This window comes from Variovorax sp. PBL-H6 (genome assembly GCF_901827155.1).
GTDB lineage: Bacteria > Pseudomonadota > Gammaproteobacteria > Burkholderiales > Burkholderiaceae_C > Variovorax.
This window is the reverse complement of sequence record NZ_LR594659.1, coordinates 4722673-4741985: the sequence shown is the minus strand read 5'-3', so window position 1 is coordinate 4741985 and position 19313 is coordinate 4722673. Positions and strand designations below refer to the sequence as shown.

The 19313-nt window shown below is 65.2% G+C and carries 20 protein-coding genes; 11 read left to right on the top strand and 9 right to left on the bottom strand.

Annotation, left to right across the window (positions count from 1 at the left end; all coding sequences use genetic code 11):
* The first annotated feature begins 6 nt into the window (after window positions 1-6).
* The 10 genes from G3W89_RS22460 (at window position 7) to nagZ (ending at window position 9940) form a co-directional block, all read left to right on the top strand.
* Window positions 7-1494 (top strand): DegQ family serine endoprotease, encoded by a 1488-nt coding sequence (locus G3W89_RS22460; protein WP_162576243.1) that lies wholly within the window; start codon window positions 7-9, stop codon window positions 1492-1494.
* A gap of 521 nt (window positions 1495-2015) precedes the next feature.
* Window positions 2016-3827: a translation elongation factor 4 gene (lepA, locus tag G3W89_RS22455; protein ID WP_162576242.1), complete on the top strand. Its 1812-nt coding sequence runs from the start codon at window positions 2016-2018 to the stop codon at window positions 3825-3827.
* A 12-nt stretch (window positions 3828-3839) separates the two neighbouring features.
* Complete coding sequence (lepB, locus tag G3W89_RS22450; protein ID WP_162576241.1) at window positions 3840-4811, top strand: signal peptidase I; 972 nt, start codon at window positions 3840-3842, stop codon at window positions 4809-4811.
* A 25-nt stretch (window positions 4812-4836) separates the two neighbouring features.
* The gene (locus G3W89_RS22445) at window positions 4837-5193 is read left to right on the top strand and encodes a DUF4845 domain-containing protein (RefSeq protein ID WP_162576240.1); all 357 of its coding nucleotides are present in this window, start codon (window positions 4837-4839) and stop codon (window positions 5191-5193) included.
* Window positions 5194-5282: 89 nt separating this feature from the next.
* Window positions 5283-5987, top strand: a complete 705-nt coding sequence (gene rnc / locus G3W89_RS22440) for a ribonuclease III (protein ID WP_162576239.1) — start codon at window positions 5283-5285, stop codon at window positions 5985-5987.
* A gap of 23 nt (window positions 5988-6010) precedes the next feature.
* Window positions 6011-6949 carry a GTPase Era gene (gene era, locus G3W89_RS22435; protein WP_162577607.1) on the top strand — a complete coding sequence of 313 codons (939 nt, stop codon included), beginning with the start codon at window positions 6011-6013 and terminating at the stop codon, window positions 6947-6949.
* Between the two features lie 12 nt (window positions 6950-6961).
* Window positions 6962-7735: a DNA repair protein RecO gene (recO, locus tag G3W89_RS22430; protein WP_232076687.1), complete on the top strand. Its 774-nt coding sequence runs from the start codon at window positions 6962-6964 to the stop codon at window positions 7733-7735.
* Window positions 7732-8475 carry a pyridoxine 5'-phosphate synthase gene (locus G3W89_RS22425; RefSeq protein ID WP_162576237.1) on the top strand — a complete coding sequence of 248 codons (744 nt, stop codon included), beginning with the start codon at window positions 7732-7734 and terminating at the stop codon, window positions 8473-8475. Before recO ends, G3W89_RS22425 begins: the two co-directional genes overlap by 4 nt.
* Entirely contained in the window at window positions 8472-8867 is a 396-nt protein-coding gene (acpS, locus tag G3W89_RS22420) for a holo-ACP synthase (protein ID WP_162576236.1), read from the top strand. Before G3W89_RS22425 ends, acpS begins: the two co-directional genes overlap by 4 nt.
* Window positions 8864-9940 (top strand): beta-N-acetylhexosaminidase, encoded by a 1077-nt coding sequence (gene nagZ, locus G3W89_RS22415; protein ID WP_162576235.1) that lies wholly within the window; start codon window positions 8864-8866, stop codon window positions 9938-9940. Before acpS ends, nagZ begins: the two co-directional genes overlap by 4 nt.
* 6 nt (window positions 9941-9946) lie before the next feature.
* On the opposite strand, the gene G3W89_RS22410 is transcribed toward nagZ, so the two are convergent.
* From G3W89_RS22410 to G3W89_RS22395, 4 genes are all read right to left on the bottom strand, one after another.
* The gene (locus G3W89_RS22410; protein WP_162576234.1) at window positions 9947-10456 is read right to left on the bottom strand and encodes a YgjP-like metallopeptidase domain-containing protein; all 510 of its coding nucleotides are present in this window, start codon (window positions 10454-10456) and stop codon (window positions 9947-9949) included.
* Window positions 10453-11733 (bottom strand): Hsp70 family protein, encoded by a 1281-nt coding sequence (locus G3W89_RS22405; RefSeq protein WP_443083215.1) that lies wholly within the window; start codon window positions 11731-11733, stop codon window positions 10453-10455. The genes G3W89_RS22410 and G3W89_RS22405 overlap by 4 nt, the downstream gene beginning before the upstream one ends.
* Window positions 11727-13259, bottom strand: a complete 1533-nt coding sequence (gene lysS / locus G3W89_RS22400) for a lysine--tRNA ligase (protein WP_162576232.1) — start codon at window positions 13257-13259, stop codon at window positions 11727-11729. The genes G3W89_RS22405 and lysS overlap by 7 nt, the downstream gene beginning before the upstream one ends.
* Window positions 13260-13337: 78 nt before the next feature.
* Window positions 13338-13985, bottom strand: a complete 648-nt coding sequence (locus G3W89_RS22395; protein WP_232076684.1) for an LON peptidase substrate-binding domain-containing protein — start codon at window positions 13983-13985, stop codon at window positions 13338-13340.
* A 49-nt stretch (window positions 13986-14034) separates the two neighbouring features.
* Here G3W89_RS22395 and G3W89_RS22390 point away from each other — a divergent pair, with 49 nt between their 5' ends.
* Window positions 14035-14595 carry a YggT family protein gene (locus G3W89_RS22390; protein ID WP_162577606.1) on the top strand — a complete coding sequence of 187 codons (561 nt, stop codon included), beginning with the start codon at window positions 14035-14037 and terminating at the stop codon, window positions 14593-14595.
* A 14-nt stretch (window positions 14596-14609) separates the two neighbouring features.
* Here G3W89_RS22390 and accD read toward each other — a convergent pair whose 3' ends face one another.
* The 5 genes from accD to truA all read right to left on the bottom strand — a co-directional run bounded on the left by accD (window position 14610) and on the right by truA (window position 19299).
* Window positions 14610-15482, bottom strand: a complete 873-nt coding sequence (accD, locus tag G3W89_RS22385) for an acetyl-CoA carboxylase, carboxyltransferase subunit beta (RefSeq protein WP_162576230.1) — start codon at window positions 15480-15482, stop codon at window positions 14610-14612.
* 101 nt (window positions 15483-15583) lie between these two features.
* Window positions 15584-16489: a tryptophan synthase subunit alpha gene (gene trpA / locus G3W89_RS22380; RefSeq protein WP_162576229.1), complete on the bottom strand. Its 906-nt coding sequence runs from the start codon at window positions 16487-16489 to the stop codon at window positions 15584-15586.
* Window positions 16486-17763 carry a tryptophan synthase subunit beta gene (trpB, locus tag G3W89_RS22375; RefSeq protein ID WP_162576228.1) on the bottom strand — a complete coding sequence of 426 codons (1278 nt, stop codon included), beginning with the start codon at window positions 17761-17763 and terminating at the stop codon, window positions 16486-16488. Before trpB ends, trpA begins: the two co-directional genes overlap by 4 nt.
* A gap of 49 nt (window positions 17764-17812) precedes the next feature.
* On the bottom strand, window positions 17813-18490 hold the full coding sequence (locus G3W89_RS22370; protein ID WP_162576227.1) for a phosphoribosylanthranilate isomerase: 678 nt from the start codon (window positions 18488-18490) through the stop codon (window positions 17813-17815).
* Window positions 18487-19299, bottom strand: a complete 813-nt coding sequence (gene truA / locus G3W89_RS22365; protein ID WP_162576226.1) for a tRNA pseudouridine(38-40) synthase TruA — start codon at window positions 19297-19299, stop codon at window positions 18487-18489. The genes G3W89_RS22370 and truA overlap by 4 nt, the downstream gene beginning before the upstream one ends.
* Window positions 19300-19313 lie beyond the last annotated feature (14 nt).

The following is a 19313-nucleotide window of genomic DNA, read 5'->3' as shown; positions in this document are numbered from 1 at the left end:
AAGCCGATGATGTTCAGAACCGAGAGGAACAGGATCCGCTCATTCCTGCTGGCCGGCGCATTCATGCTCGCCTCAGGCGCTGCGCTGCTGCCGGTCACGCCTGCCAGTGCGCAGGCCCAGGCGCGCGCACTGCCCGACTTCACGGATCTGGTCGATCAGGTCGGCCCAGCGGTGGTGAATATCCGGACTGTCGAGAAGGTAACGCAGCGCGGTGGCAGCGGCGAAATGGACGAGGAGATGCAGGAGTTCTTCCGCCGCTTTTTCGGCCAGCCCATGCCCAACATTCCGCGGCAGGGACCGCGCCCGAATCGCCCGCAAGCGCCGCAGGAAGAGGAGCGTCCGCGGGGTGTCGGGTCCGGTTTCATCCTGACGCCCGACGGCTTCGTGATGACCAACGCCCATGTGGTCGACGGCGCATCCGAGGTCGTGGTGACACTTGTCGACAAGCGCGAATTCAAGGCCAAGATCATCGGGGCCGACAAGCGCACCGATGTTGCCGTCGTAAAGATCGATGCCACCGGGCTCCCGGCCGTCAAGGTCGGCGACATCTCCAAGCTGCGCGTGGGCGAATGGGTGATGGCCATCGGGTCGCCATTTGGCCTCGAGAACACCGTCACCGCTGGCATCGTGAGTGCAAAGCAGCGTGACACCGGCGACTACCTGCCGTTCATCCAGACCGACGTCGCAATCAACCCGGGCAATTCTGGAGGCCCTTTGATCAACATGCGCGGCGAGGTGGTCGGAATCAACAGCCAGATCTATTCGCGCTCAGGCGGCTTCATGGGCATCTCTTTCTCGATTCCGATTGACGAGGCGATTCGCGTGAGCGACCAATTGCGCGCGAACGGCCGGGTTTCGCGCGGGCGCATTGGTGTCCAGATCGACCAGGTCACGAAGGACGTGGCCGAATCCATCGGCCTGGGCAAGGCGCAGGGTGCGTTGGTGCGCGGGGTCGAGTCAGGCTCGCCGGGCGAGAAGGCCGGCATCGAGCCCGGAGACATCATCACCCGCTTTGATGGCAAGGCGATCGAGAAGCCCAGCGATTTGCCGCGCCTGGTCGGCAATACCAAGCCCGGCACCAAGAGCACGGTGACGGTATTCCGCCGCGGCGATTCGCGCGACCTGAGCGTGAGCATTGCCGAGATCGAGCCAGACAAGCCGGCGCAGACGTCCGAGCGCGAGGAGCAGCCGGCCAGCAAGCCCTCAGCCTCGGCCGCCGCCAAATCGCTGGGTCTTGCGGTGAGCGACCTTACCGGGGCGCAAAAGAAAGAGCTCAAAATCAAGGGTGGCGTGAAGGTCGAGTCGGCTACCGAGGCAGCGACCCGCGCCGGCCTGCGCGAGGGGGACATCGTCTTGGCCGTCAACAACATCGAGGTCGCCAACACGAAGGAGTTCGAGTCCGCGCTGGTAAAGGCTGACAAGAGCAAGCCAGTGAGCGTACTTTTCCGCCGCGGGGACTGGGCGCAGTTCGCCCTGATCCGTCCTTCACGCTGAACGGTGACCGCCGTCAAGTGGCCCCATCCCGCAGTCGGGTTTTGGGGCCTTTTTCCTTCCGTTTAGGTGTTCCTGCAACCCGCAGGGAAAAAATTTTTAGGGTTGCCCATCAGCGCGAAAAGTTTGTAAGCGCTAACTTTGCGTCGACCTAACGACGATTTTCAGTAGAATACTGCGCCGAGGGCACCCGTTGAGGGCATAAGCATACGGCTCGGCTCCACGATGCGGGATTCCCGCATGTCGCCCACCGTTGCTCCACAGATCACCCACAAGTTGTTAAGGAACTGGTCCACCGATCCTGTTGATAAGTTGTTCATAAGTCCCATGTTGCTGACCTGCAACGACCCATTCGAGGCCCAGGCCCGGCTGTACGCGCCCCCCTTTTTGCCTACAATGAAGTTCCAACTACTGCAGTTGCCATTGCTTGTTGGTTCAGGGCGCGTCTCTTGGGGACGCGCCCTTTTTTCTTGCCTGCAGCCCGCTGCGCACGAGCCAATTCAAGTACTTAAGCGTTCCCGTTGATGAATCACATCAGAAATTTTTCGATCATTGCGCACATCGACCATGGCAAGTCGACGCTCGCGGACCGCTTGATCCAACGCTGCGGAGGCCTTGCCGAGCGTGAGATGGAAGCGCAGGTTCTCGACTCGATGGACATCGAGAAAGAGCGTGGGATAACCATCAAGGCGCAGACTGCGGCACTGCACTACAAGGCACGCGATGGACAGGTCTATAACCTCAATCTCATCGACACACCGGGTCACGTTGACTTCTCTTATGAAGTGAGTCGCTCGCTGTCCGCATGCGAAGGTGCGCTGCTCGTGGTCGATGCGAGCCAGGGTGTCGAAGCGCAGACGGTGGCGAACTGCTACACCGCACTCGATCTCGGCGTTGAGGTGGTGCCGGTGCTCAACAAGATGGACCTGCCACAAGCCGACCCCGATAACGCGAAGGCGGAGATCGAGGACGTGATCGGTATCGACGCGGGCGATGCGATTCCCTGCTCGGCGAAGACCGGCTTGGGTATTGACGAAATTCTCGAGGCCATCGTGGCCAAGGTGCCGGCGCCGCGCGGCAACCCCGGCGCCGCACTGCGCGCCATGATCATCGACAGCTGGTTCGACGCCTACGTGGGCGTGGTGATGCTGGTGCGGGTGGTCGACGGCCGCCTGGCAAAGGGCGACCGCATCAAGATGATGGCCTCGGGTGCGAGCTACAACGCCGACAGCCTCGGCGTCTTCACTCCCGCAACCGAGCCGCGCCAGTCGCTCGAGGCAGGCGAGGTCGGCTTCATCATCGCCGGCATCAAGGAACTGCAGGCCGCGAAAGTGGGCGACACGGTCACGCAGATCAAGACCGGCAGCGGCGGTGCGGCCGCCACCGCCACCGAGGCTTTGCCGGGCTTCAAGGAAATCCAGCCGCAGGTGTTCGCCGGCTTGTACCCTACCGAGGCGAGCGAGTACGACTCGCTGCGCGACGCGCTGGAGAAGCTCAAGCTGAACGACTCCTCGCTGCACTACGAGCCGGAGGTATCCCAGGCGCTCGGCTTCGGGTTCCGCTGCGGTTTCCTGGGCCTGCTGCACATGGAAATCGTGCAGGAGCGCCTGGAGCGCGAGTTCGACCAGGACCTGATCACGACGGCCCCGAGCGTGGTCTACCAGGTGGCGAAGAACGACGGCGAAGTGATCATGGTCGAGAACCCCTCGAAGATGCCCGACGTCGGTCGCATGGCAGAGATCCGCGAGCCGATCGTGACGGTCCATCTCTACATGCCGCAGGAATACGTCGGTTCGGTGATGACGCTCGCTAACCAGAAGCGCGGCGTGCAGATGAACATGGCCTACCACGGCCGCCAAGTCATGCTGACCTACGAGATGCCATTGGGCGAGATCGTGTTGGACTTCTTCGACAAGCTGAAGTCGGTCAGCCGGGGCTACGCGTCGATGGACTACGAGTTCAAGGAGTACCGTGCGTCGGACGTCGTCAAGGTCGACATCCTGCTCAACGGCGACAAGGTCGATGCGCTGTCGATCATCGTGCACCGCAGCCAGAGCCAGTACCGCGGCCGGGCGGTGGTTGCCAAGATGCGCGAGATCATCAGTCGTCAGATGTACGACGTTGCGATCCAGGCGGCCATCGGCGCCAACATCATCGCGCGTGAGACAATCAAGGCCCTGCGCAAGAACGTGCTCGCCAAGTGCTACGGCGGCGATATCACCCGTAAGCGCAAGCTGCTCGAGAAGCAGAAAGCGGGCAAGAAAAGAATGAAGCAGATCGGCTCGGTCGAGGTCCCGCAAGAGGCCTTTCTCGCCATCCTGCAGGTCGAAGACTAGAACACGGCATCGATGGCATTTCTCACCTCCCTGATCCTTGCGGCTTTCGTTGGTTATATCGGTGCTTGGTACTTCGGTGCCGTCGAAGGCAATTTCGCACTGCTGCTCTTCCTCGCCACCGTGGTCACGGGCTTGTACTGGCTTGCAGAGCGCTTCTATTTCCTGCCGCGGCGCCGAAAAACGGCCGAGGCGCTGGAGATCTCGGTGGCTCGACGGCGCGACGAGCTGACCCGCCAGGGAATCACCCAGGTCGACACCACCGACCCAAAGGCGCGCGAGCGCCTGCTCATGCAGCCGTGGTGGCTGGATTGGACCGCAGGCCTCTTCCCTGTGATCCTCGCGGTGTTCCTGCTGCGCTCCTTCCTGGTCGAACCCTTCAAGATTCCTTCGGGATCGATGATGCCTACGCTGCTGACGGGTGACCTGATCCTGGTCAACAAGTTCACCTATGGGTTGCGCCTGCCCGTCATCAATACCAAGGTGACCGAAGGCACCCCGCCTGCGCGCGGCGACGTGATGGTGTTCCGCTACCCGCCCAAGCCGAGCATGGACTACATCAAGCGCGTGGTCGGCGTGCCAGGCGACGAAGTGGCCTACCTCAACAAGAAGCTCACCATCAACGGCCAGCCGATCAGCAAGCAGCCGGAGCCCGACTACTTCGACGAGGAGGCGATGCGCTACCTCAAGCAGTATTCCGAGGACCTGGGCGGCAAGAGGCACATGTTGCTCAACGATGAGGGCCGCCGGGCCGGTCTTTCGGAGGCCGAAATCATGGCGTTCCCGAACCAGGAAAATTGCCGCTACAGTGTCGAGGGCGTGGTGTGCAAGGTGCCGCAGGGCCACTATTTCATGATGGGCGACAACCGCGACAACTCGCTCGATTCGCGCTACTGGGGCTTTGTGCCTGACAAGAACATCGTGGGCAGGGCCTTCTTCGTCTGGATGAATTTCGGCAACCTCAAGCGCATCGGCGGATTCCAATAATCGAGGGTTTGGAGGGAAAGAGGGTATGAGAGCAAGTCAATCCAGGTGGCGCCAGCGTGGCATCTCCTTCATCGGGCTGCTGTTCGTCGCCATCGTCCTGGCCTGCGTCGGCGTTGTGGTGGCTCAGGTCATTCCGACGCTGATCGAGTACCAGGCGATCAACAAGGCGGCGAACAAGGCCAAGGAGGGAACGACCGTTCCCGAAGTGCGAGCGATCTTCGACCGCGCTCAGGCCATCGACGACTTCCAGTCGGTGGCAGGCAAGGACCTCGACGTCAAAAAGGTGGGCGACAAGGTCGTGGTGTCCTTTGCCTATGAGCGCGAGATCCACTTGTTCGGGCCTGCATTCCTGACGCTCAAGTACGCAGGTCAATCCCGCTGAAATGAACGCTCACGGGTCGCGGCCAAGCCCTTGCGCTTTCCTGTCGAGGGGCTGCGCAGGCCCTGGCGCAATGCCTCGACAGGCCGGCCGTGTCGGGCGGTGACCTTGACGCGCTGCAGGCGCGCATCCAGTATTCCTTTTCCGACCCGCGGCTGTTGCAGCGTGCGTTGACGCACCGCAGCTTCTCGGCCGATCACAACGAACGGCTCGAATTTCTGGGGGATTCGGTGCTCAACCTCGCGGTCGCCCACCTGCTTTACGAGCAGCTGTCGCAATTGCCCGAGGGCGATCTGTCCCGCGTGCGGGCCAATCTGGTCAAGCAGGACACCCTGCATCAATTGGCGCTCAAGCTGGCGCTCTCTCCGCTATTGCGGCTGGGTGAAGGGGAGGCGCGCTCCGGGGGGCCGAATCGCCCCTCGATCCTGGCCGATGCGCTGGAGGCGCTGATCGGTGCCGTCTACCTCGATGCCGGCTATGGGCCGGCACAGTCTCTGGTGCAACGGCTCTACGAGTCGGTTGCCATTACGCCGCGCATGGACGCCGCGGCCAAGGACCCCAAGACAGAATTGCAGGAATGGCTGCAGGGCCACAAAATGAAGCTGCCGGTCTACCGCGTGGTCGGCACGCTGGGTGCGGCACACAAGCAGACTTTCGATGTCGAATGCGAGGTGCCCCAGTTGGACTTGCGAGAACGCGGCATCGGCGGCTCGCGCCGCGCCGGCGAGCAGGCGGCAGCCGCCGCCATGTTGATCCGGCTCAAGGCGCGCGGAGGCGCTGCAAAGGCATCCCCATGAACCATCCCACCGAATCCGATCCGATGTCTTCCACAGAGGGCACCCAGCCGGTCCCATCACCCGGTCAGCGATGCGGCCTGGTGGCCATCGTCGGAAAGCCCAATGTGGGCAAGTCGACGCTGCTGAACGCGCTGGTCGGCCAGAAGATCAGCATCACCTCGCGCAAGGCGCAGACGACGCGGCATCGCATCACCGGCATGCGAACGCGTGGTTCGACGCAGTTCGTTTTCGTCGATACGCCGGGCTTCCAGACGCTGCATGCCAACGCGCTCAACCGCTCGCTCAACAAGACCGTCGTGGGCGCTGTCGCTGACGTGGACTTGATCCTCTTCGTGGTCGAGGCCGGCAGCTTCACCCCAGCCGACGAGCGGGTGCTGAAGCTGCTCGGTACCGGCATCCCGACCGTGCTGATCGCCAACAAGCTCGACAACGTGCATCGCCGCAGCGAGCTGGCGCCGTGGCTGCAGGAGATGCAGGGCCGACACGCTTTCGCCGATTTCGTCCCGATGTCCGCCAAGAACCCGAAGGACATCGAACGCCTGTTCGGCATTTGCGAAAAGTACCTGCCTGAGCAGCCCTGGTGGTATTCCGAGGAAGAGCTCACCGACCGCAGCGAGCAGTTTCTCGCCAGTGAGCTGGTGCGGGAAAAGCTGTTTCGGCTGACCGGCGACGAGCTCCCCTACACCTCGACCGTGGTGATCGACAAGTTCGAGGAGGAGCCGCCTGCCCGCAAGGGCCAGAAGCGCCTGCTGCGCATTGCCGCCACCATCGTCGTGGAGCGCGACAGCCACAAGGCGATGGTGATCGGCGACAAGGGCGAGCGCATCAAGCGCATCGGCATGGAGACGCGGCAGGAACTCGAGAAGCTCGCGGACGCCAAGGTCTTCATCGAGCTGTGGGTCAAGGTGCGTTCGGGCTGGGCCGACGATGAGGCACGGGTGCGTTCATTCGGATATGAATGAGCGTGTCCGAGGGTGATGGCAACCCACCGCGTTTCGCATGAACCGGCCTATGTGCTGCACCACTACGACTGGAGCGAGTCGAGCCTGATCCTGGAGGTCTTCACCCGCCATCATGGGCGGATCGCGCTGGTGGCCAAGGGGGCCAAGCGGCCGAGCTCCAACTTCCGGCCGGTGCTGCTGCCCCTGCAGCCGCTGCAGGTCAGCTACGGCGGCGACGCCGAAATCCGCACGCTCAAGGGGGCCGAGTGGATGGGCGGCCATGTGATGCCCACGGGCGAGGCGCTGTTGTCGGGCTACTACCTCAACGAACTGCTGCTGCGCCTGTTGGCACGCGATGACGCGCACGAGGCGCTGTTCGATGGTTACGCCGTCATGGTGCAGGTGCTGGCCGGTGACCATGGGGGCGCCCAGGCTGCCGCCCAGGCTGCCGCGCTGCGGGCCTTCGAACTGCTGCTGCTGCGAGAGGTCGGGCTGTTGCCAGTGCTCGATATCGAAACGTTGACGCTGTCGCCCCTCGAGGCACAGGCTCGATACGCCCTCGTGCCCGAGGCCGGCCTGCGCCTCGCTGCCGACGACGAAACCGCGCTCGATGGCGCCGACTGGCAGGCCCTGCAGCGCACACTCGAAGAGCGCGCGCCGCTGGCCGCCACACTGCGCCAGGTCGCAACCATGAACGCCGGCGCCAATAGCGCCCTGCGCAACCAACTGCGCGTGCTGCTCAACTACCATTGCGGTGTGAGCACGCTGCGAACGCGCCAGATGATGAGAGACTTGCAAGCCTTATGAGCACTTCCCTGTCGATCAACCTCAACAAGGTGGCGCTGGTACGCAATACGCGGTCATTGGGCATCCCCAGCGTGCTCTTCGCCGCGGCGCTGTGCCTGGATGCCGGCGCGCACGGCATCACGGTGCACCCGCGGCCCGACCAGCGCCACATTCGCCCACAGGACGTGCAGGACTTGTCGGAGCTGCTGCGCAAGGACTGGCCCCAGGCCGAGTTCAACATCGAAGGCAACCCGTTCCACAACCTGATGGACTTCGTGCGCGAGCTGCGTCCGCATCAAGCCACCTTCGTTCCCGACGATGTGGCCCAGTCGACCAGCGACCACGGCTGGACCTTTCCCGACGACGCCAATCGGCTGCGGCCGCTGATCGCCGAGGCCAGGACCCTGGGCGTGCGGGTGAGCCTCTTCATGGACCCGGAGCCGGACATGATGGCGGCTGCCAAGGCCGTCGGAGCCGACCGCATCGAGCTCTACACCGAAGGCTATGCCGCCGCGCGCGGCACCTCCAGGGCGGACAGTGTGCTGGCGCTTTACGCCGAGACCGCCCGCGCGGCGCAGGCGGCAGGCCTCGAAGTCAACGCCGGCCACGACCTCAGCCGCGACAATCTCACCGACTTCCTTCGGGTGGTGCGCGGGGTGCGCGAGGTTTCCATCGGCCATGCCTTCGTCTCCGATGCACTGGAGCTCGGCTACGCCGCGGCGACGCGGGACTACCTGCGCTGTATCCGAGAGGCTGCGTGATCTACGGCATCGGCACCGACATCTGCGACATCCGCCGCATCGCCGCCACCTTCGAGCGCCAGGGTGAGCGCTTCGCCCAGCGCGTGCTGAGCGACGCCGAACTCGTGGTCTGGCGCGCGCGCGGCGCCCGGTGGCCAAAGCGCGGCCTGCGGTATCTGGCCACCCGTTTTTCCGCCAAGGAGGCCTTCAGCAAGGCCATCGGCATGGGCATGCGCATGCCGATGAGCTGGCGCCTCTGCGAGATCGCGAACCAGCGCACCGGCAAGCCCGTGATCGTGCTTCACGGTGTTCTGAAGGACTGGTTCGAGGCCGAAGGCCTCGTCGCGCACGTGACGGTGACCGACGAGACCGACTACGCGGCCAGCTTTGTCGTGGTCGAACGCAAGCCATGACCGATCAGAATTCCGTCCACGCCCCCTTGATCATCGACGTCGCGGGCACGGCTTTGAATGCCGCCGACCGCCGCCGCCTTGCCGATCCGTTGGTCGGCGGCGTGATCCATTTCGCCCGCAACTGGCAGGACCGGACGCAGATGAGCGCTCTCAACGCCGAGATCAAGGCGCTGCGACCAGACATCCTGATCTGCGTCGACCATGAGGGCGGACGGGTGCAGCGGTTCCGCTCCGATGGGTTCACCCGGCTGCCCTCCATGCGCTCGCTGGGCGAGCTCTGGATGCGCGATCCGATGCGCGCCACCCAGGCGGCCGTGGCCTGTGGGCATGTGCTGGCCGCCGAGCTGCGCGCCTGCGGTGTCGATTTCAGCTTCACGCCCGTCTTGGACCTGGACTACGGCGAAAGCAGCGTGATCGGCGATCGCAGCTTCCATCGCGATCCGCGCGTCGTCACGCTGCTGGCCCGCAGCCTCGCGCACGGCCTGCTGCAGGCGGGCATGGCGAACTGCGGCAAGCATTTTCCGGGGCATGGCTTCGTGCGTGCCGACTCGCACGTGGCGATCCCCGTGGACCGTCGCAGCCTCAAGGCGATCCTTGACGACGATGCAAAGCCCTACGACTGGCTCGGCGGAACGCTGGCGGCAGTCATGCCGGCACATGTGATCTATCCGAAGGTCGACGCCAGTCCGGCAGGCTTTTCGCCGAAGTGGCTGCAGCAGATCCTGCGCCGCCAACTGGGATTCGAGGGCGCAGTGTTCAGCGACGACCTCAGCATGGAGGCCGCGCGCAGTATCCAGGGCGAGCTGCTGAGCTACACCGATGCAGCGCTCGCCGCACTCGATGCTGGCTGCGATCTCGCGCTGTTGTGCAACCAGAGCATCGGCGAGAGCACGGTACTCGACGAGGTGCTCGAGGGTTTCGCGGCAGCGCGCCGCAACGGCCGCTGGAAGCCGGAGCCCATCAGCGAGGCGCGTCGGTGCAGTCTGCTGCCGCGAAGCGATGCGCTCGCCTGGGGCGACCTCATGCGCTCGCCGGCCTATCGTCAGGCGGCCGCGATGCTGTCCCCGCTCTGACCGCGGTCAGGTTGTCGCCGACCAGAGTGCGGGACCGCCACTCTCCAGGTGCGTCAAATAGAGGCGCAGGTCGAACTCGAACTGGTGGTAATCAGGCTCCATGTGCATGCAGAGCTGATAAAACGCCTTGTCGTGCTCGCGCTCCTTCGTGTGCGCCAGTTCGTGCACGACGATCATGCGCAGCCATTCGATCGGCACTTCCTTGAACAGGCTTGCGACACGGATCTCGCGCTTCGCCTTGAGCTTGCCGCCTTGCACGCGCGAAATCGTCGTATGCGTACCGAGTGCGTTGCGGATCACGTGCAGCTTGTTGTCGAAGGCAACCTTGGCCAGCGGCTCGGCCTTGCGCAGGAACTCGCTCTTGAGGCCGCTCGCGTACTCGTAGAGCGCGCCGTCGGTCCGGATGCCGTGCACGCCGCCATACCGCTTCAGCAGCCAGTCGCCCAGCCGGCCCTGCATGATGAGCTGTTCGACCTGGGCGCGCAGCGTCGAGGGGTAGGCGGCCAGGTACTTCATGCGGGTTGCCGCATTCCGGCGCCTGCGGCGGCATAAGCCAGGCCTGCGGCCACGCCGCCAAAGAGATCGCCTTCGATGACCTGCGTGCCCGGAAAGGCGTGCCGCAGCGCACTCTGGAAGGGGCGCAGGGCCGAGGAGCCGCCTGTCAGATAGAGGGCGCCGAGCTGGCTGCCACGCAGGCCTGCATGTGCGACGCAATCGCGGGCACACGCGATCACGTTGTCGAGCTGTGTTGCGAGCTGGCGGTCCATGTCCCCGGCCGTGAGCGTGGCTGTCAGCTTCGGCTCTGCGAACGACAGGTCGATGTCCACGTCGTCGCCAGTCATCGAACTGCGGATCTTGGCCTCTTCCACCTCGCTCGCAATGCGATGCCCCTGTCGGTCGGAAAGCACGTTCATCAGCCGGTCGTGCAGCCGCGTATCGAGATAGTTGACGCGCAGCTCCTGCGCCTGCCGGATCGCCTTCGGGGCATAGAGCCAATTGATCAGGTGCCACGAGGACAGATCGAAAAAGGTCCTGCTCGGCACCTCACGGCCCTGCGGGCCGATGTGACGGAAACCGAAATGAGGCATGACGCATTCGATGCTGAGCCGCTGGTCGAAGTCCGTGCCGCCAATGTGCACGCCCGTGGTGGCGAGCACGTCGCGGGCGCGATCTGCCTGCGCGCTGCGCCCGGGGCCCAGGCGCACCACCGTGAAGTCGGAGGTGCCGCCGCCGATGTCGACGATCAGGACAAGCGATTCGCGGGTGACGCGCCGCTCGTAGTCAAAGGCTGCGGCGATCGGCTCATACTGGAAGTCGACCTCGCCCAGGCCGGCACTCCGAGCGGCGCGGCGCAGCGTGGCTTCGGCCTCGCGGTCGCGCGCCGGATCGTCGTCCACGAAATGCACCGGACGCCCAACGACGACCCGCGCGGGCGGCACCCCGAGCTGCCGGTGGGCGCGTGCGGCAAGCTCCGACAGGAAGAGGGCGATGATGTCCTCGAAGCTGACACGCTGGTGGCCGATCTCGGTCTGGTCCTGCATCAGCGCACTGCCGAGCAGGCTCTTGAGTGATCGCATCAGCCGGCCTTCGGTGCCTGCCAGGTACAGCGCGATTGCCTCGCGGCCGAAATGCGTGCTGCGGTCCTCGGTATTGAAGAAGACGGCGGTCGGGATCGTCGTCGCCGGTCCTTCCAGCGGCAGCAGTCGTGCGAGCCCGCTTCCGGCCACGCACGCGACCGCCGAATTGGACGTGCCGAAGTCGATGCCGAGGACGGGCGCCGGTGTACTCAAGATTCCCGGCGCAGTGCAGGAAAGAGGATCACGTCACGGATGCTGGGCGAATCGGTCAGCAGCATCATGAGCCGATCGATGCCGATCCCGCATCCGCCGGTGGGCGGCATGCCGTATTCGAGCGCGCGCACGAAGTCGTGGTCGAAGAACATCGCCTCGTCGTCGCCGCTGTCCTTGGCCGAGACCTGGGCATTGAAGCGCGCAGCCTGATCCTCTGCATCGTTGAGCTCGCTGAAGCCGTTGCCGAACTCGCGCCCGGTGATGTAGAGCTCGAAGCGCTCCGTGACCTCCGGGCGCTCGTCGTTGGCGCGGGCCAGGGGCGAGATCTCGGTCGGGTGCTCCATGATGAAGGTCGGCTGCCAGAGCTTTTCTTCTACCGTCTCCTCGAAGTACATCACCTGCAGGCTCGCCAGGCTGCGATGGGAAAGCTTGTCCTTCTCCTCGCTCAAGCCGAGCTTGCGAAGGGCATCGCGCAGCCAGGCGGCATCGTCGGCGTTCGCGCCGGCCTCGGTGTGCCTGGCGATTGCCTCGCGGATGGTGAGCCGCTCGAAAGGCTGGCTCAGGTCCACCGGCTTGCCCTGGTAATCGAGCTGGAGATTGCCCACGCTCTTCTGCGCGATGGTGCGGATCAGCGTCTCGGTGAAGTCCATCAGGTCGCGGTAGTTCCAGTAGGCCGCGTAGAACTCCATCATCGTGAACTCGGGGTTGTGCCGCACCGAGATGCCCTCGTTGCGATAGCTCCGGTTGATCTCGAAGACGCGCTCGAAGCCGCCGACGATCAGGCGCTTCAGGTACAGCTCGGGCGCGATGCGCAGGAACATCTCCTGATCGAGCGCGTTGTGGTGTGTCTTGAATGGCTTGGCGTTGGCGCCACCCGGGATGGGGTGCAGCATCGGCGTCTCGACCTCGAGAAAGCCATTGGCCACCATGAATTCGCGCAGCGCGCTCACGGCCCGGCTGCGCGCGACGAAGCGCTCGCGCGCAGACTCGTCGGTGATCAGGTCGACGTAGCGCTGCCGGTACTTCTGTTCCTGGTCGGCCATGCCGTGGAACTTGTCGGGCAGGGGGCGCAGGCTCTTGGTCAGCAGGCGCAGCCGAGTCACCTTGACCGAGAGCTCGCCGGTCTTGGTCTTGAATGCGGTGCCTTCGGCGCCAACGATGTCGCCCAGGTCCCAGCGCTTGAATTCGGCGTAAAGGTCTTCGCCGACGGCATCGCGCGTGACGTAGAGCTGGATGCGTCCGGTGGCGTCCTGCACCGTGGCGAAGCTGGCCTTGCCCATCACCCGCTTGAGCATCATGCGGCCGGCCACGCTGACGGCGATCGGCGCGGCTTCCAGTGCTTCGGGCTCGGAATCGCCATGCGCGGCAATCAGCGCTGCCGCGCGGTCGGCGGGCTTGAAGTCGTTGGGAAAGGCGACGCCCTTGCCCTCGACCTGTGCGGCGCGCAGCGCCTTCAGCTTCTCGCGCCTTTCGGCGATGAGCTGGTTGTCGTCGTGGGCGGAGGCGGGAGAGGGGAGGGCGTCGGACATGAAGAGAAAAGTAGAGGCGCGCTAGTCGCACGCAACCGGCGATTTTAGCGGGCGGTGTCCTGCAGCCCGGCTGCCGGGCTACTTCGTGATGCCGGCGCGCACGAGCAGGTCGCCCACGAGTTCGAGCCGCATCAAGGGGCTGTCCAGCTCCATCAATCGCTGCTTGAGCTCAGCCGGCACAGGCAGCAACTCGCACCAACGGTTGGCCACCCAGCCGCAATCGTCGAAACGGAAGGGCGCCTGAACCGGCAACCGCACCTGCTCGCTGCCCTCGCTGCGGCGCCGCTCCTCCAGCGTGTCCACCAGGCGGCGCAGGGCGTCGGAGACGGCTCGAAGATCATCGGGCACGGCGAGTGGCACGTCGTCGGCGACAGTCTCGACCTCCGCGGTCCAGAGCCCATGTGTCTGCAATGCGCTGCTGCGTATGCGGAAGCGCTGCGTGCCCACGCATGCGATCTGGATCAGCCCGGCCTGCGGGACATCGAACTCGCGGATCTCCGCGAGCGTGCCGACGCCGGCAAAGCGCTCGGCCTCGGCGCCTGCGCGCCGGACTTCCGTGCCCTGCGTCAGGCTGACCACGCCGAAGGGCGTGCCGGCCTTGTGGCATTTGCCGATCATGTCCAGGTAGCGCACCTCGAAGATGCGCAGGGGCAGGAAGCCGCCGGGAAAGAGCACGGTACCTAGCGGGAACAGGGGCAGCGGCTGCGGGAGGGGTTGTGTCGTCATCGAGGAACCTTGCGTGGCTATCATCGCATTCCGTTCACGACCACGCGCCATGTTCTACCAGATCCCTTCGTTCCTTCTCGACGTGATCGTCGGCCTGCTCGGCGGGGCGTGCCTGCTGCGCCTGTATATGCAGTACCACCGCGTGCCCTTCGGCAACCCGCTGGGGCGCTTCGTCTTCGCGGTCACCGACTGGATCGTGCTGCCGCTGCGGCGCGTCATCCCCGCGGCCAAGCGCTGGGATCTGGCGAGCGCCGTGGCCGCATGGTTGCTGGTGATGCTCAAGTTCCTGCTGCTCTGGGCCCTGATGGGCGCGCTGGGCCGTTGGGCGATCCTGCCCCTGGTATCGCTGATCGGGCTGATGCAGCTGGCGGTGTCGGGCCTGACTGCGCTGCTGATCGTCTACGCAGTTCTCTCGTGGGTTCCGAATGCGTCGTCGATGCTCCAGGACCTGATCGGGCGGCTGGCCGAGCCGTTGGTGCGGCCGCTGAGGCGCTTCATTCCACTGCTGGGCGGCGTGGACCTGTCGCCGCTCGCTGCCATCGTGCTGCTGCAGGTGGGCGCCATCGTGCTGGGAAGCCTGATGGCGACGGTCTTCGGGATGGGCCGCTAGGGCGAAGCCGTGGGTCAGGCCACTGCGTCTGCCGGCTGACGCAGCAGCATCGCCAGCGTGTTGGCAACCGTCTTGCGCAGTTCGCGCCTATCGCAGATGAAGTCGATCGCACCCTTGGTCTGAAGAAATTCGGCGCGCTGGAAGCCTTCGGGCAGGGTTACCCGCACGGTCGATTCGATCACGCGAGGGCCGGCAAAGCCGATCAGCGCCTTGGGCTCGGCGATCACCACGTCGCCCACGAAGGCGAAGCCGGCGCTCACGCCGCCCATGGTCGGGTCGGTCAGCACGCTGATGTAGGGCAGGCCCTTCTTGGCCAGGCGCGTGAGCGCCGCGTTGGTCTTGGCCATCTGCATCAACGACAGCAGCCCTTCCTGCATGCGCGCGCCGCCCGTGGCGGTGAAGCAGATGAAGGGCACCTTCTGCTCGATCGCGGTTTCGACACCGCGCACGAAGCGCTCGCCGACCACGCTGCCCATGCTGCCGCCCATGAAGTCGAACTCGAAACAGGCCACCATCACGTTGATGCTGTGGACCGAGCCGCCCACGACGACGAGCGCATCAGTCTCGCCGGTGTTTTCGAGTGCTTCCTTGAGCCGCTCGGGGTACTTGCGGCTGTCCTTGAACTTGAGGGCGTCGACGGGCAGGACTTCCTGGCCCACTTCGTAGCGGCCTTCCGAATCCAGGAAGGCGTCGATGCGCGCGCGCGCGCCGATGCGGTGGTGATGGCTGCAACTCGGGCACACGTTCTGGTTGTGCTCGAGGTCGGTCTTGTAGAGCACGGTGTCGCAGCTCGGGCACTTGATCCAGAGGCCTTCGGGCATCTGGCGCCGCTCGCTCGGGTCGGTGGGCGCAATCTTGGGCGGAAGCAGTTTTTCAAGCCAGCTCATGGGGGCTCCAGTTCGAAGTTCTCGCGAAGCAAGCCTTCGCGGCGAGTAGCTCCCCTCTCCCGCCCGCGGGAGAGGGGCTGCGGGTGAGGGTCAACTCCGCATTATCGGCCAGCCGCATTCTTGGCCGTCGCGGCCGGCAGCGCATCCAGCGCTTCCCGGATCTCGGTCAAAAATTTGCGCACCAGCGCTACCGCCTGCTCGCGCGGCTGCCCGTCGATCAGCTGGATGAGGCGGGTGCCGATCACCACTGCGTCGGCCGTCGAGCCCACCGCCTGCGCGCTGCGCGCATCGCGGATGCCGAAGCCCACGCCCACCGGCAGCTTCACGTGCTCGCGGATGCGCGGGATCATCCGACCGACCGCCTCGGTGTCGAGGTGCCCTGCGCCGGTCACGCCCTTGAGCGAGACATAGTAGACATAGCCTGTGGCGATGCGACCGACCTGCGCCATGCGCTCGGGCGTGCTGGTGGGGGCCAGCAGGAATATCAGGTCAATGCCGTGCGCTTGCAGCCCGGCGGCGAAGTCCTCGCATTCCTCGGGCGGGTAGTCGACGACCAGCAGGCCGTCGACGCCGGCGGCCGCGGCGTCGCGGATGAAGCTGCCCTTGCCGTGCACGCCGTCGTAGCGTTCGATCGGATTGGCATAACCCATCAATACGACAGGCGTTGCGTCGTCGGTTCGGCGAAAGGTGCTCACCATGGCCAGCACCTGTTTCATGCCGACGCCCATCGCCAACGCTGCTTCGCCAGCAGCCTGGATCACGGGGCCGTCGGCCATCGGGTCTGAGAACGGCACACCGAGCTCGATCACATCGGCGCCTGCTTCCACCATGCCGTGCATCAGCTCGGGAGTGATGTCGGCATAGGGGAAGCCGGCTGTGACGTAAGGAATCAGTGCCCTGCGGCCCTGTCCCTGCAGGCGCTCGAAGGTGGAGGCGATCCGGCCTGCTCGAGTACCTTCGCCTTCGGCGGCGGTGCTATTCGCCTTGGGAGCTTCCCGGCGGCTCATGCTTTGCCTCCCTTCACGCCGAGGCCGCGCATCGACGGCCGATCGTAGAAGTCGACGCCCGACAGGTCGGCCACGGTACCGATGTCCTTGTCGCCGCGGCCGGAGAGGTTGACCAGGATCGACTGGTCAGGACGCATGGTCTTCGCGAGCTTCATGGCGTAGGCCACCGCATGGCTGGATTCGAGCGCCGGGATGATGCCCTCGGTGCGGCATAGATAGTGGAAGGCCTCGAGGGCCTCGGTATCGGTGACCCCCACGTACTCGGCACGGCCGATGTCGGCCAGGTAGGCATGCTCGGGTCCTACGCCGGGATAGTCGAGGCCGGCGCTGATGCTGTGGGTCTCGGTCACCTGCCCGTCTTCGTTCTGAAGGAGGTACGTGCGATTGCCGTGCAGCACGCCGGGGCTGCCGCGCAGGATCGAGGCAGCGTGCTTGCCGCTGTCGAGGCCTTCGCCCGCCGCTTCGACGCCGATGAGGCGCGTGCCTGTGAAGGGGATGTAGGGATGGAAGATGCCCATCGCATTGCTGCCGCCACCCACGCACGCCACCACGACGTCCGGCTGCCGGCCTTCCGCCTCGCCGACGATTCCTTGTGCCGCCAGCATCGAGGGCATCTGGGCAATGCACTCGTCGCCGATCACGCGCTGGAAATCGCGCACCATCATCGGATATGGATGCGGGCCAGCCACGGTGCCGATGATGTAGAAGGTGTTTTCGACGTTGGTGACCCAGTCGCGCATCGCTTCGTTCAGCGCATCCTTCAGGGTCTTGCTGCCCGATTCGACCGGGACCACGGTCGCGCCCAGCAGGTTCATGCGATAGACGTTCGGGCTCTGGCGCTTGACGTCCTGGCTGCCCATGTAGACCACGCATTCGAGCCCGTAGCGTGCGCAGATGGTGGCCGTGGCCACGCCGTGCTGGCCGGCGCCGGTCTCGGCGATCACGCGCGGCTTGCCCATGCGCCGCGCGAGCATCGCCTGGCCGATGGTGTTGTTGACCTTGTGCGCGCCGGTATGGTTCAGGTCCTCGCGCTTCAGGTAGATCTGCGCGCCGCCCATCTCCCGACTGGTTCGTGCCGCGTGGTAGATCGGCGAGGGACGGCCTACGAAATGCGCGAGCTCGTGGCGGAATTCAGCCTGGAACTCAGGGTCGTCCTTGTATTTCGCGTAGGCCACGCGCAATTCGTTGATTGCATGGGTCAGGGTTTCGCTGGCGAAGGTGCCGCCGTAGATGCCGAAATGGCCGCTGGGATCGGGTTGGTCGTAGCTGTTCATGGTCTCGATCGGTGGGCGGGCCGCCGGACGATCGATGCCGGGCGACACGCTAGGTCAATGCATCGGCCGCCCGCACGGCGGCCACGAATTCGCGGATCTTCGCGGCGTCCTTGATGCCCTTGGCGGCCTCGACGCCGGAGCTCACGTCAACGGCCAGCGACTTCGCGGCCGTGCGCAACCGGCGAATGCCATCGCCCACGTTTGCAGGTGCGAGCCCACCACTCAAGACGAGGTGAGCGTTGACGGCGGGTGGAAGAAGTGACCAATCGAATGCCTTGCCGCCACCGCCATAGGCTTCGACATGGGCGTCGAGCAGGATGGCCAGGGCGCGAGAGTAATCGGAGGTGTATTTTACGAGGTCGAAGGCGGCGCCGGCAGCGCCGAGCGGAATGCGGGCCGCGCGCATGAAGCGGTGGGCACCGCCGCCGCTGGATTCCCAGCATTGCTCCGGCGATTCATCCCCGTGGAACTGGGCCATGGCGCCAGGCACGCCTCGCAGAGCCGCCAAGGCTGCAGCCGTGGGCGCGTTGACGAACAACAGGACCGGCGTGACGAAGGGTGGCAGCCGCGAGGCCAACTGGCTTGCGCGGTCCGCAGTCACCGCGCGCGGGCTGGCCGGGTAGAGCACGAAACCCACGGCATCGGCACCCGCCTCGACGGCTGCATCGACATCCTGCTCGCGCGTGAGTCCGCAGATCTTGATGCGAGTACGCCGGGCTTTGCTCATGGCGGACCATCATACGGAGCACCGCCTGCCTGCAGAGTGGCCTCGGGCGGAAGACCCCATCCGGCGTCGTACAGCGGTCCGAGGAAGTAAAGGCCGCTCGGCGAGAAGGTCGGCGCGGCGACGAGGCGGCTGCGCGCCTCCAGCACTTCGCGCATCCATTCCGGCGGGGCCTTGCCATTGCCGATACGGACCAGGCAACCCATGATGTTGCGGATCATGTGGTGCAGGAAGGCATCGGCCTCGAATTCGAAGTGCCAGCGGCAGCGGTCGTTCTCGCCCCTGCGCGTGATCTCGATGCGCCGCAGGTCCTTGATGGGCGACAGCGCCTGGCAGGCGGAGGCTCGAAAGGAGCTGAAGTCGTGCCGGCCCAGCAGCATGGCCGCGGCAGCGCGCATCGCGTTCCCATCGAGCGGGTAGATCGACCAGCCGACCCGGCCTGCGTCGAGGCTCGGGCGTACCGGCGATTGGGACAGCACGTAAAGGTAGCGCCGAGTCAGGGCGCTGGCGCGGCAATGGAACTGGCTCGGCACGGGCTGCGCCCATTGCACTGCGATGTCGTCGGGCAGGAAGCGATTGGTGCCGCGGACCCACGAGACGGGCTTGCGCTCGATCGAGGTGTCGAAGTGCACCACCTGCATCAGCGCGTGCACGCCGGCGTCGGTGCGCCCGGCGCACAAGGTCGAGATGGGCTGGTCGGCGAGACGGCCCAGCGCCGCCTCCAACTTGTCCTGGACGGTGCGGCCCGAAAGCTGGCTCTGCCAGCCTTCGTAGGCTTCGCCCTGATAGCGGACACCGAGGGCCAGTCTCACTGGGGGATCGGCGC